Annotated in this window: 5 protein-coding genes and 2 pseudogenes; 2 read left to right on the top strand and 5 right to left on the bottom strand. The window is 28.0% G+C overall.

The features are described from left to right. Nucleotides 1-2: 2 nt before the first annotated feature. The 4 genes and pseudogenes from dltA to ADH54_RS11245 all read right to left on the bottom strand — a co-directional run bounded on the left by dltA (nucleotide 3) and on the right by ADH54_RS11245 (nucleotide 11,970). On the bottom strand, nucleotides 3-6,107 hold the full coding sequence (dltA, locus tag ADH54_RS04750; protein ID WP_049524232.1) for a D-alanine--poly(phosphoribitol) ligase subunit DltA: 6,105 nt from the start codon (nucleotides 6,105-6,107) through the stop codon (nucleotides 3-5). Nucleotides 6,108-6,125: 18 nt separating this feature from the next. Next, on the bottom strand, nucleotides 6,126-10,373 hold the full coding sequence (locus ADH54_RS04745; RefSeq protein ID WP_049524231.1) for a condensation domain-containing protein: 4,248 nt from the start codon (nucleotides 10,371-10,373) through the stop codon (nucleotides 6,126-6,128). A 10-nt stretch (nucleotides 10,374-10,383) separates the two neighbouring features. After that, nucleotides 10,384-10,965 carry a TetR/AcrR family transcriptional regulator gene (locus tag ADH54_RS04740; RefSeq protein ID WP_001029880.1) on the bottom strand — a complete coding sequence of 194 codons (582 nt, stop codon included), beginning with the start codon at nucleotides 10,963-10,965 and terminating at the stop codon, nucleotides 10,384-10,386. Between the two features lie 228 nt (nucleotides 10,966-11,193). Beyond that, nucleotides 11,194-11,970: pseudogene (locus ADH54_RS11245) on the bottom strand (IS982 family transposase). 86 nt (nucleotides 11,971-12,056) lie between these two features. On the opposite strand from ADH54_RS11245, the gene ADH54_RS04735 reads away from it, so the two are divergent. Then, nucleotides 12,057-12,737, top strand: coding sequence for a thioesterase II family protein (locus ADH54_RS04735; RefSeq protein ID WP_000688007.1), 681 nt, complete (start codon nucleotides 12,057-12,059; stop codon nucleotides 12,735-12,737). Nucleotides 12,738-12,749: 12 nt separating this feature from the next. Beyond that, on the top strand, nucleotides 12,750-13,403 hold the full coding sequence (locus tag ADH54_RS04730; RefSeq protein ID WP_049524230.1) for a 4'-phosphopantetheinyl transferase family protein: 654 nt from the start codon (nucleotides 12,750-12,752) through the stop codon (nucleotides 13,401-13,403). 241 nt (nucleotides 13,404-13,644) lie between these two features. Here ADH54_RS04730 and ADH54_RS10835 read toward each other — a convergent pair. Then, a pseudogene (locus tag ADH54_RS10835) lies at nucleotides 13,645-14,845 on the bottom strand (SAG1250 family conjugative relaxase); the annotation flags it as partial.

Raw genomic sequence — 14,845 nt, 5'->3', positions numbered from 1 at the left:
TCTTAATTTAAGCTCTCTGATACCTTAGCTACATTATCAAGTAAGACTTTAATTCTTGACGCTTTCAATTTACTAGAATTAAATTTCGCTTTGAGTTCAGAGTCCGCTTCATTAAAGTAAAACACCAGGTCTGCGTTACTATTTTTATATTGTTCTGCTAAATTGGTATAACTTATCATAGTTCCCCCATCACTAGTTAAATTAAGTGAAGTTTCAAATTTTGATTGTTCAATTAATTTTGAAAAAGTATTATCCAAATTTACTTTATCAAGTTTCAAATATTCCTTACTAAATCTGAGAATTTTTGTCTTCTTAGAATTATCATTATCACAATCATATGAAATATCAATTTTAGTATTAGTTATAACATCTAGTAGTATAAGTACTAATGCTTCAAAAACAGATAACAACTCACTTTGTTTAACTATTTTAACTGTCTCTTCTACAGTTACATCACCAGATTTGTTTCTCAAAAATGGCGATGTGAAGTGAGCACCAATAATTTTTACTTTATTTTGTGATTCTAAAAATTTTACAAGCCTATTAACTGTATTATTCTCAAAAACATCAATGATTTTTAAGCTAACTCCATATTTTCTTTCAATTTGTTTCTGAATACTAACAATATTTATAGAGTCCCCTCCAAGTTCAAAGATAGTACTATCATTTGAAAAATCACTTACATCAAGAATACTAGAGAAAATTTGACGAACCTCTATTAATAAGTTTTCATCATGTCTTTTTTCTGTTTCATATGATTGGTAATCAGACAATAAATTATTAGCTGATTCTAAATCATTCTTTTTATAATTCATAGTATTAGCTAGTAATTTTTTCTTATCCACTTTACCATTTTCTGTAACTGGAATCTTTTCAACTTTATAAATTTCTTGAGGAATCATATATACAGGAAGTTCATTTTTAATTCTTTCCACAATATATCCATACAAGTTAGAATTAATCTCACTCTGGACGAAACAAATAAGTTTATTAATACCACTTTCTGCGCTCTCAATAATTGCTACTACATCTTGAACATCGCAATTATTTTTAATTACTTTTTCAATTTCTGGAAGTTCTACACGATAACCATTTATTTTCACTTGATCATCTAGTCTCCCCATAAACTCAATAGTTCCATTCTCTCGAAGAATACCAAAATCACCTGTTCTGTAAACTTTTCCAAATTGTGAATTATTTACAAAAGATTCAGAAGTTTTTATTGGATTATTTAGATACTCTTCTCCTACACCAACTCCTCCAATAATAATTTCACCTAATACATCAACTGGACAAATATTTAATTTTTCATCCATAATCCAAATTTTTTGATTTCCCAGTGGGTATCCGTATGGTATAGTTTTCCATTTTGATTCAACCTTTGATATTGGATAATATATTGACCATATACTACATTCAGTTGCTCCACCTAAACTATATAAAGCAACCTTTTCTCCAAACTTATCAAAAATTTTACCTGGTAAATCTAAGGGAATATAGTCCCCACTCAACATAACAACTCTTATAGAACTAACTTTTTCATTAATTATTTTTAAGGAATTTTCAGGTACAGAAATATTTTGAATTTTTATTTCATTCAATTTATAAACTAGATTATTAGTTTCACGACCAAAAATAATACAATTTAGAAACATTTGATTAGCTGATAATGAGAGGTTTTTAGTAATTAATTCACTATCTGCTGCCCCAATTACACAAGATGAGATACCATTGATATTTGCAACTGTAGTAATATGCTGTCCTAAATATCCAGAATCAATTAGAGCATATTTATAACCATCACTACCATATTTTCTAATATTTGCTTCTGAATTATATACCAATAAAATAGTAAAACTTGAATGTTTCGAGATTATCTGATTACTATAATAGTGTACATCGCTTTCAAGAGGGTTATTATTAATTCTATAGATTGTATTGGCTACTGGATTGTAATAATAGATACCTCCGCTTATTCCTTCAATTTTATTATTTTCGATCGAAATATATATATCAATAGGGTAAAGCCCTCCGGCAGATGGATAAAGGTAATGAGAAGTATTGTGCCCCTTTATTTTTCCTAGTGAGGATATAACTTTAAAGAATTTATCCATAGGTATTAAGTCTTCTTCACAAAAACTTCTTGTAGACTTTCTACTTAGAATAAAATCAGGAAAACTATTATTTGATGGGAGATTTATTTTTTCATTATAATTACTAATCACAAACCTACTCGTACAATCACTCTTATATTTGTCACTAGCTTCCTTATCAAATACTATATTTTCATCAATAAGACTGTTTAAGCTTGTCAAATTTTCGAACTCATCACCAATTTTATCTATATTAAAAATTTCATTATTGCTGTAATTTAAATATGCCTTCATGGTGGATGGAACACTATTCCAGACAGTTATCTTCTCTTGCTTAATAATATTATTAATTTCCTCTAGATTTCTCCTATCATCAACAATATAAAGACTGCCTCCAATAGCAAGAGAGCCAAAAATATCAAAAACAGATAAATCAAAACTTAATGAAGACAAAAGTATAAAATGATCATTCCTATTTAGATTAAACCTTTTATTGATATCAACAATTGTATTTACAGCACTTCTGTGAGACACAGCTACCCCCTTTGGCTTTCCTGTACTACCAGAAGTGAAAATCACATAGGCCACCTGTTCTTCGTCATTAATCCCATCAGCTTTTTCTAATTGTTCTATTTTATCAATATCATTAATCATATATTCTATTTCTGCAACATTTTTAATATATGCCACTCTCTCTGAGGGACAATCTTTTTCAATAGGAACATATGTATTACCGCTATATAAAATACTGATTAAATCAATAATAGTCTGACAATTACGTTCATCAATAATCCCAATTTTTTGCCCTTTTTTCCCAATTGTGTGTGTTATACTAGAGGCTCTTTGTATAACTTCTTTTTCTAATTGAGAATATGTATAACTACAATCTTTATCCTTAATAGCAATCTGGTTTGGATAGTTCTTTACTGTATTAAAGAATAGTTGTTCTAATCTACAAGAATCATATCCTACTGTAGTAGTATCATTATAATTTTGGATTATTAACTTATCACTATTCGGTAATTCTGTATCTATATTTTTTTTACCGTTTAAAATTGAAGCAACATTTTGCTCAAAAACTTCAATAATCTTTAGCATAAATTTTTTTGTAAATTTTTGAGTTGAATAATCCCAATTTATTAATATTCCTTCATGACTATTAGAGATTTGCATATCAATATAAACTTGAGGAGTTTGACTGATTCCATAAGTCATTTCTCCTAAATAATCAGTTGCTTGTTTTGTTGTCTCCTCTGAGATTAGACTAGTAACTACATAGGGAACTATTAAATTTTTCTTATACTTATTTGCATATGCTCTTAAAAAATCAATACCGTCAAATGAAATATTATCTATTGCTAAAAACAGATCAGCTTGTAAGGAGGTTACTTTTTCAATAAAATTATCCTCAGAATCTTGATTCTGATTATCTAAAAATATATTACTTGTAAAATCACCAATCAGATTATCAATATCTTCATGTATATTTTTTCTATTAAAAACACTTAAATTGATCGTGAATTTTTTATTTTGACTCCATCTTTTCAAAGTATCAAAGTAAATTTGTATAAAAAAAGCCGTCGGAGTAATATGGTTATTATGGCAAAATTCTTTAATCAAAACCCAAGATTGTTCATTTAAAAATAGAGATTCTCTAGAAAAGACATTCTCTACTCCAGCTTCTGTATCTTTATCAATAATCTGAGGAGATTCAGGGAGTTTATCTAATTTATTCAACCAAAATGTTTTGGCTCTCTCTTTATTTTCGCTATCATTATTTGTGCTTATAATATAATCTCTAAATGATATTCTAGGTGCTAATTTACTAATATCAGCTCCATTATAAGCTGCTAACCATTGACTAGCAAAAATCTTCATGCTTTTGGCATCTGCCAATAAACCATCAATACTAATAAACAAAATAGTATATTTTTCTGAAATACGTAATGCACTAATTTCGAACAATGGCCATTTCGTGTAATCAAAAATTTGATGACTTAATTTATCTCTTCTTCTATTTATTTCTTTATCAATCTCTTCTTGTGTCGAACTACTCATGTCTAAAATATCTATCTGATATTTTAATGTATCAGGGAGTATCCTTTGCTGTAAGTCTTCAGAAAAGATTGCTCTAAGCATACCTTGACTTGAAATAACTTTGTTTAGAGCATTTGATAGTCTTAAAGGATCTAATTGAGTTTTAATTTCAAAATAACCATGTGTTCCATAACCACCCATTTCAGAAAAATTATTTCTTCCTAATAAATAAGATTCCTGCATATTTGTCAAAGGAAACCACTCATTTTCATTTTTCACATCATGCGTGATTTCATTATTTTTGATAAGTCCTAAATCCTCATTTTTATGCAACAGAATATCCATTAAACCATTAAAGGTGCAATTTTTAGAAATTTCTTCAATAGAAATATTTATTCCAAAAATATTTTTTACTTTAGCAGCTAGATTAATTAGTCCTAATGAGTTTAGACCATACTCCATTAAACTTTCATCACGATTACTTACCTCAACTGGCAAAATTTCTATTAAAATTTCTTCTAATTTTGAATTAATTATATTATCCGAATTCTGAAAATTCTGTTCTTGGGTTTTAATCGTTAATTTACTTCTATCAATTTTCCCACTTGTATTATATATAAAAGACTCTACATTTTGGAAAATAGAAGGAACCATATAAATAGGTAGCTTAGCTTCTAACTCTCTTTTCACTTCAGAAACATCAATATTCCCAATATAAAAGCATACCAAGGTATCATTAAGTACTGTTACAGCTGCATCAATAATTGAAAGATCTATATCAAATATTGAACGTTCAATCTCTTCGAGTTCTATACGATAGCCGTTAAACTTCACTTGATTATCATTGCGCCCTCTGAAATATATGTTTCCGTGCTTATCAGTATTCACTAAGTCACCTGTTTTATAGTAACGAAATCCATTTAAATAAAAAAAGTTCTTTTTATTCAAAATATCTCGATTTAGGTACCCCACTGATAAGCCTTCCCCGGATACACATAGTTCACCACTGTCATCGATCAGAAGATTATCTTGACTAATATTTCCAATTGGTATTTGCTTAGAATCTAATTCTTTTAAGTCTTTTGCTTCCCACAAGCAAGCACATACTGTACATTCAGTAGGACCATATGCATTTATATATCTAGTTTCTTCTAAATTGATTTTTTTTAGAAGTTTTTTATGGGGTTCAGAACCAGCAGTGATCAGCAAATTAAAATTAGAAATTACTTCTTCACTGAGCAATTCAGAATAAGATGGAGGTAAGGTGGCAATAGTCACAGAATGATTTTTAACGAAATTCTCAAATTTATTTACATCTTTATCACTGTCTAAAAATAGAGCTAATGTAAGGCCATTCGTTAATGCCATTGAAATTTCCCAAATTGAAGCATCAAAAGAAATGCTAGCGAATTGTAAAATTTTATCATCTTTTCCCAATTTCAAATGTTCATCGAACAGTTCTTTTAAGTAACTAAATCCTTTGTTCGATATTTGAACACCCTTAGGTTTTCCAGTACTACCAGATGTGTAAATTATATATGCGATTTTTTCGTTACTATCATTACTATCATTATCTCTTTTACCTAAAATATTAAAAGTAAGGTTTATATTATCATCTATTCTTAGGTAATCAACAACTGTTAAATCCTCATATTTATAATCAGTTATGATTCCATTTGCTTGACAATCATTTTTTATAAAATCTATTCGTTCTTTGGGATAAGTAATATCTATCGGTACAAAAGTGATGCCAAGTTTAGACAATGATAAAATCGTAATAATGTACTCAGGGCCTCTTCTCATATGCACTATTACATTAGATCCAGGAAGTAATCCTACTTGTTCTATCTTCTTACTATAATCTTCTACTTTATTAAAAAGCTCTTCATAAGTGATACGACTGTAGTCTGTTTCAATTGCTAACTTATTTGGCTGATCATTAAACCTAAAAACTATATCATAAAAATTATATTCCATTATTTTCTCCAATTTACTCTAAAAAAAAGAAATTATCTCATCAAGACTGCTTTCAAATTCTAGAATTATATTCTGAATTTTCTTTCCATTATAAAATTGTGATTTACTTTCAAACCCAATCGAAAAATTATTATCGTCCTTGATATTTACAATCAGTGATAAACTATATTTTGCTTGAATAGTATCTAAAATGTCTATTGACTTAAATTTAATGCCTTCACTTTCAAATTCTAGTTTTTTGTTATGGTTATAAACATACATCCAATCCATTAAATTATTTGCGTATTCACCACAATACGCTTTGTACATCGAATCAATTTTATTAAATGGATATTGACAGTGATTAACTAATTCATTAACCATTTTCCCTATTTTATTAACAAATTTCGAATCGTTTGAAATATTATTTTCTGAAACGGATAATGGCAGAGTATTAAAAAAAGGTCCAATAATTTTTGAAGTAACTTCGTTTGATCTCGTTGAAATTGTGATTCCAATCGTATTTATTGGTTTATATGAAATCTTATTTTTAGTTAAAAATAAGGCTGATAATAATAAAGTGCTAACGGTCACGGATGCCGCTTTAGAAACTTTTAAAAGCTTCTCTATTGTTTCCAATCTTATGTTAACAGGGTAATATTTTGAGACATCTACACCATAAGTCTGTACCATATCATTATCATTTGAAAAATTACCTAAACTTTGAATTTCTTTTTTCCAGAATTTCTCATCTTCAATATTATCTTTTTCATCAATTGAATCTAGATAATCAAAATAATCTATTTCAGAAGATTCATTTTCAATACCATTTAAATAATTTCTTAGATTTTGTGTAAATATTTCACGTGATTTCCCATCAAATATACTATGATGAAAATCAAAAATTAAAAATTTTAGATTTTGTAGACTAAAATAATTACAGTAAAATAGATTTTTTTCTACATCAAAATCTATTAAAGAAGACTTAATAGTATCATTTAAACTTCCGGTACTCATTTCTCTTCTTACAATATCTATTTCATGGCCGTTAACTTTAAAAACAATTTCTCCACTTTCTAATCGTAAACAACTATGTAGTATACGTTGACTAGAAATAAATTTTGAAATCTTATTCAATATTTTATTTTCATTAATTTGAGTTACACCATAAAGCTCAAAAACTAAAGGAGAATTATATTTATATTTTACATGATTAAATTTTTCATCGAAAAATATACTTTGTTGTACTGCAGAAGCTTTTACTGTAGATAAATTGTTATCTTTTGAAATTTGTAAATCATCCTCAGATTTATAACTATTGTTGACCACCTCTATCAAAGGATTCGTACTTAACAATTCAGAAACTCTTATATTTTTATTCTTTTTCTTCATGTAATTTACAAATTTCATTGCTAAAAGAGAGTCACCTCCATTTTCAATAAAGCTTTGATTAAAGTTTATATCTTTTATTAACAAAGCTTTCAATTCTTTTTGCACATCCAAATCAATATTATCTAATTTAACTTTTACATTATTGGTAGAATTATTTGATACTTCTCTCTTGAATTTTTCAGTAAGAAGTTTATTATTCAATTTACCATTTACAGTAAGAGGTATCTCTGAAATATTTATAAAATATTTAGGAACCATAACAGATGTTAACACTTCCGATATATTTTTTCTTAGTCTATAGTCATCTATTTTTAAGCCCGTGTAAAAACAAACCACTGTGTTATCAATAACAGTAACAATAATTTGTGTGTTTTTAGAATTTAAAATATTCTGAATAACATCTTCAATTTCACTAATTTCAATTCTCTGTCCATTAATTTTAACTTGAGAATCCTTTCTACCGATGGTTATTATTTCCGAACTATAGTTATAATATCCGAAATCACCAGAATGATACAACTTTTCTCCATTAAACGAATTTAAATAGAAAAAGTTCTTTTTATTTAGTTCTTCACGATTTATATAGCCATTCGCTACCCCTAGTCCACCTACAATGATTTCTCCAATTTGCATAGGTGCACAAATATTTCCAAACTGATCTAAAATATATGTACTAGAACCAGAAATACTTTTTCCAATAGGGATTGATTTTTTATTATTTCTATCTATTATTTGAATTGTAGATAAAACACTATTTTCAGTGGGTCCATAACCATTAACAAGGACAATATTTTCGTTTGAATGATAAATATTTTTTATCAATTTATCCTTGACTATCTCGCCACCTGTTATTATGAATTTGAAATTATTAAATAATTCATTATCATAAGAAAAAAGTTCTTGCAGTAAGGTAAATGACATTATTGATCCAAATTTATGATTAGATGTTAAAATTTGTGATAATCTTTCTATATCGAATATATAGTTTTTCGGTATAATTTCTAAAGTCTTTCCACTAGTTAAAGGTAACCATATTTCCAATTCAGAAATATCAAAACCTAAAGAATTTAGCTGTAAGAAAGTATCGCATCCATTCGATAATTCTTTTAAATTATTATCGTTAATCAGTCTTATTATTCCTGATTCTGGTATCATGACTCCTTTTGGAGTCCCTGTAGTTCCAGAAGTATATAAAATATAAAGATTAGAACAATCGCTTGAAGTACTATTTGGCTTGTAGTTTGGATTAATTTTCAATTCATTATGATCTATATAATAACTACAATTTGAATCTTCTAAAATAAATTTCTGTCTTTTTTGAGGGTATTCTGGATCAATTGGCACATAGGTTATCCCCATTTGTACTAATGAAAGAATATTAATAAAAGTATCGAATTCTTTATATCCGATTACCCCAATTATATCCCCTGTTTTTATAACGGTCTTTAGATAAATAATTCTATTTTTTATCAATTTAAATAGAACTTCATAAGTAATTGTTGAATTACCTAATCTTAAGGCGATGTTCTTTGGAAATTTATTAGAAATATCCATGAACCTATCCATTAATGATAAATTTACATTTTTGTCAAAATTTTTTAATGACTTACTTTCTCTCTCAATTATTTTGCTTATAAACTCAGGCTTTGCTATCTGAATTTTTGATATCCTTTCCCTAGTTTCACAATGAACAATATTTGTTGTAAAGCCAAAGAAATTTTTTATCAACGAATTGATTTGCTCTCTATTGTATATTTTTTTATTATAAATAATCTCTAACTCATTTTTTTGATATTTGAATCTTCTGTAAATTATGCTTATCGGAACTGGTAAATAGTTCGGTGTTTCCTCCTTTACAACTACTTTAGAGTTCTCAATCAAGTGATTCATATTATCTACATAATAATTAAAGCTCCATTCAAACAAGTTTTTTCCATTTGCTTTAAGATTATTTATTAATTCATTATAAGGGTAAAAAGAATGTTTAATATCTTTTAGAAAGTTTCTCTTAATTTCTTTGTAAGCATCAATAATACTTTCTTCGCCTGAAAAAGAGTATGAAAATGGAACTGTACTTGTGAACATTCCAAAACAGTTATAAAAACGCTTATTTCGCCTGTTATAATAGGGGACTCCTAATATGCCATTTTTTTCATTAGCAATTCTATATTTGTAAATACATAATAACGTTATTAAAAAGATATTTTCATTTAAGTGATTTTTCTTTAAAAACAATTCCCATTTTTCTAAAAAGTTAGCATCTAAACGAATTAATATTTTCTCCGACGATGGATCTTCGGGAATATTTTCAAATGAATTTTTACAGCTATATAATCTATTTTCCCAATATATTTTATCCTCATTAAATTTTTCCGTATTTTCAAAATATCCTTGTTCTTCTTGTAAGTATTCAATATATTCGATTCCATTATTAAATTCGTGTTCATTATAAATATCAAAAATTGCACCCGCAATTAATCCAATTGAATACGCATCTACAATTGAATGGTGAAACATTACGAATAGCTGCCCACCGTTTTCATTTTGGTAAACCCCAAATTTAAACAAAAAGTCATTATAAATATCAAATTTGTAATCTAAACAACTTCTTTTATAATTTTCAAATTCTTTTTTGTCAAAAAAAATATTCACTATAGAATTATCAAATTTAAAATCACGATATTTCTGAATAATTTCTTCATTTTTTAATAGATAAGTTGTTCTAAAAATTTTCGAAGAATTAAGAACTGACACAACTGCATTAAGCAATTTATATAAATTAAAAGGAGTAGAAATTTTATAAAAACCTCCTTCGTTTGATATTCTTGGTTCACAATATATTTCTTCAGTATATATAATTCGTTTTTGTGCATTTGTTAAGTTATAATATTCCATTTCAACCTCCTTACTCATTAAAACTAATACTAAAAATAATATTTACAAATTTTTCTATATATTTCTCTTTTTCATCCTCACTATCAAATTTTGAAAAGCTAGGGAATGAATTTTGAATTAAATTCACAATCATTTTTGCTTCTAGTAAAGGGAGATTTTCTTTAAGTTCTGGATTAATAACTGTAAGTATCTCTACAACAATGGAAACCATCTTTTGATTAAAATAAATCATTAATTTTTGAAACTCTTCATCTTTCCTTGAAAGTAACAGGATATCACTATTTAAAAAATGATTTTCCCAATTATTATCTATTCCATTAATTAGAAATTCTTTGAATTTAATTTCTGAACGAATATTTTTTCCTGTAACTTCTTTTCGTAAGACTTCCATTTGCTTTAAAGAATAGTTAAAAAATGTCTTGATTAATTCTTTAAAGACATCTTCCTTACTACTAAAATAATTATAAAAAACTCCCACAGAAACTCCTGCAACCTTTGTAATCTCTTTTGTTGTAATAGAAGTTATGCTTCTATCCTTTAAGAGAGCATCTGTAGCCTTTATTAATTTTTGTTTATTATCATCTTTTGCCATAGTTACCTCAAAATAATTTTATATTCTATAAATGAATTTTAGTTCATTTATAGAATAAATGCAAGCATTTAGTGAACTAAAAGTCATTTTTTGAGCAAATTCTTTTTATATATGAACAAAAAATCATTGAAAAGTCTATTTTTATGTATTATAATAAACTTACCCGTTGTGCTAGTTAATTTTAAAATAGCATAAGTTATGAGCCAGAATAATTTTTTCAATTCGTAACTAGAGGCAGGCTAGTCCTCTAGCTAATGTATGTTCAATATCAAAAAGTCAACACAGTTCATAAAAACGAGTTTCAATAGTTCGTCTCATTTCAAAATCATTATGCTCTTCAATCCTTACCATGTTTTGTCAAAATGGTGCCCATAAATGGTAAACTTTCTGTTCTAAGTCACTGCTTAAGTAGCCTGAATCACCTAGGATAACCGATTGTTTACATTCCGCTAATATTATGGACAGTGGCTGGTGTGACAACATAGTTCAGAATATGGCCTGATAAGCTCACCAGCATATGAACCTTGAAACCGTAGAACCAAAGATGTTTAGATGCGTTACAGCCAATATCGGCTAATCCTTAAAAAAATAGCCACTTGGTGATTGTGAACAAGTTTGCAAAGTGGTAAAGGAAAACTATCTATAATGGCGACTCTATCAGATAGAAGCATTTCACTCATAACTCATAGCTTTTCGAATTAATTAGACGAGCTTAATTAATTGTTTAGGACGACGTTTGAAATGACTTTTTAGTAGCTGACCACAAGGAAAAAGGTGGCAGATGTTGTAGAAATGGCATTGTGATGTCATCCTAGTTCATCTTGTAACAATAGCTAGAAGAGAAGTGATTCATCTTAAATCTTGACCAAACACCAACATTACGCCGATATTTGAAGGAATCGGGGCAATAGTTTTGGCAGAAGTTATGACAAATTTGGGATAATTGACGTAAATTCCATTGCAAATCAAATAATGAGATTTAGCAGTATACTGTAAGTGGTTCATTTGAGCTTTTATTGTATTTTAATATTAACTAGCACAAGGGATAATGAACACATAATTTAATAGAACTAATAGTTTGAGGTATCTTCATGAAAATTTTTTGTCTCCCATATGCTGGTGGCTCATCATCAATCTACTCATCTTGGAAAAATTTATTTAGAAATTGCACTATAATTCCAATAGACTTACCTGGTCACGGTACGAATATAAACATGAATCTATTAGATACATTTTCTAAAAATCTTGAGTTCCTTTATAATGAAATTGTCTCCAACATTTCTGATTCAGAAAAATATTGTATCTTTGGACATAGTCTAGGTGGTTTATTTACCTATGAGATTTGTAAAAAAATTGAGCAGTCAGATTTTCATAATCCTGATAAAATTTTTATTTCAGCAACTAAACCTCCTATGTATAAGGAAAACTATCATTTGGAAACAAATGCAGAATTAAAAGACATTTTAATTGACTATAACGCTACACCTAAAGAAATTTTATACAACGAAGAAATCTTTAACTTTTTTAGGCCAATAATATTAAATGATTTCAAAGTCTATAATGACTATGAATTAAGTGATAATACTCAACAGATAAAAACCAAAACGATTATTTTTTATGGCACAAGAGACTCTATTTTTCATGAAGAACTAAACAAATGGCAATTATTATGTACAGATAATATTGATTATTACCCCGTTGAGGGAGATCATTTTTTTATTACTTCAAATTTGAGTCAAGTATCAAAAATAATTAAAGACATGGTAAATTAGGAGATATAACCAATGTTGATTTTGATATCTGATATATCTAAGTTGGATTCTCAAATCATTGATTACGTTTTTTTAGATAGAATACCATCATATAGATTAAAAACTAAAAATAAAAGCGATATTCAAAAATCAATTAATTCATTAAAATTACTTAAAATTGGATTAAATGAATTTGGAATTGATTTATTAAATGAAGATTTAGTATACAATGAATTCGGAAGACCAAATTTAAAAAGAGAAGACATCTTCTTTAACATTTCTCATTCAGGAAAGTATATTACATGTGCTATTTCAAATAAAATGATTGGTATAGACATACAAAAACATATCGAGAAGTTTGAAGAAATAATACCTTTCTTTAGCACTTCTGAACAAGAATACCTAGCCAGTATATCTTTACATAAAATATTGATAAAAGAATTTTTTAAGATTTGGACAGTTAAAGAAAGTTACTTAAAATTTTTAGGTAACGGTCTATATAAAGAATTAGATTCTTTCTCACTTTTTCTTGATATGAAACAAATAATCGATGGAGATCAAATCGTCAAAGGTATTTTGTATAAGAATTTTTCTATCTCTGAAGAGTACACTATGTCTGTTGTATCTAGTTTTGACGATAACTATGAAATTAGATATGTTGATCCTAAAATACTGACATGTCAATAAAAATTCCACTTTTGGGGAGAAATCCATCGATTACTCTGCAAAGAGTTTTATGATATACACTGTAGCCACAAACATGTCAAGTTAATTCACCAGTACCAGCAAATATTTTTTTAATCTCATAACTTTTATTTAACATCATTATTCGTTTACAGTCATAAAAACATTCTTGCTACTATTAGCTTCACTCTAATTTTAACCTCAATATAATAAACTTTTTTCTGTCACTATAGACTATTTTTATTTATTCTAGATAAACATCTTCTTGGAATTCTGGCTCTATATGTTTATTAGTATTGAGAATCTTTACAAGCATTTCTAACTTCCTAGATAGTCTCTCATACTTGTCAAGATACAAACCAAGTTCTTCTTGCGTTACCCTTATTTCTTCTTTCACTTGTTCAATTGAAACCGCTTCTGTTAAGTTCAATTTTGAAAAGTCATATCTTGCAAGCTTTCGACTGCTCATATCCTCACTCTTCAAATTGATAAGCACTTCCGCCATCTTATTTAAGTTGGCGATTTTTTCATTAATTTGATTTAGTTTTATATCTATCTCTGCTATTTCTTTTACTAACTCGTCTTTAATGTCTTAGTATTTCTTATCTGCTTCAGTTAATTCAATCAAGAGGTTAATCTTAGAAATCTTTTCTTGAAGTCGATCAACAGTCGGTCTTCTGTATGGTATTACTCGACTATCGTTGGTTAACTGTCTTATCAATATTCGTCCTTTGACATACTGATTCTTATCCGAATGTTCTTTGTTATAGACAAAATATGAGGTTGTCTCTCGGATATAGACTTTATATTTTGTCTGATTGTCTTCTTCAATAATATCTAGCTGATAATTAGGAATGAAAATAAGACCGCTCTGTTTGACACCGAAAGCCACCTTGATATAGACGCCCTCATCAACTAGCTTCTCAATTTGATGTTCTGCAAGTTCCACTTCAAATTCGTGAACGGCATCTCGTTTTTCCTTAAATGTCTTAAAGGATTCCTCAATCTCTTCAGTGGATACTTTATCCTTATCTCGTTCTTCTTGGAAAGCATGGTACTGTTCCTGTAAATTCTCTAATCCTTCTGAAGCAACGACTTCCTTATTTTTAAAATAATCTTGAAAAAATTTGACATCATATAATTTCTTATCACTTATTTTTTTATGACCTAAACTTATCTTTTTATTATCTTCTTCCATGATAAAAGTTACATTTTTGTGCTTTAAGTCAATGGTGAGATTCAATTCTTTTGCTTTTGTCAGTAACTCATCCAAAGAATTGACACGATTCAACAAAAATTCTAAACGACTTTCAATCTCTTGCTTAGCAAAATGCATTCTAAAAAATTCTTCATCATATAGATCTCGTTTGCTGAGTTGGCGTCCTCGAATTGGTTTTATCATCGTTCTATCTGTCATCAAAAAACGGCTATGCTTTTGACTAAAA

The organism is Streptococcus pseudopneumoniae (genome assembly GCF_001072315.1).
GTDB classification, from domain to species: domain Bacteria; phylum Bacillota; class Bacilli; order Lactobacillales; family Streptococcaceae; genus Streptococcus; species Streptococcus pseudopneumoniae_R.
This window is presented reverse-complemented; position numbering and strand designations above follow the sequence as displayed.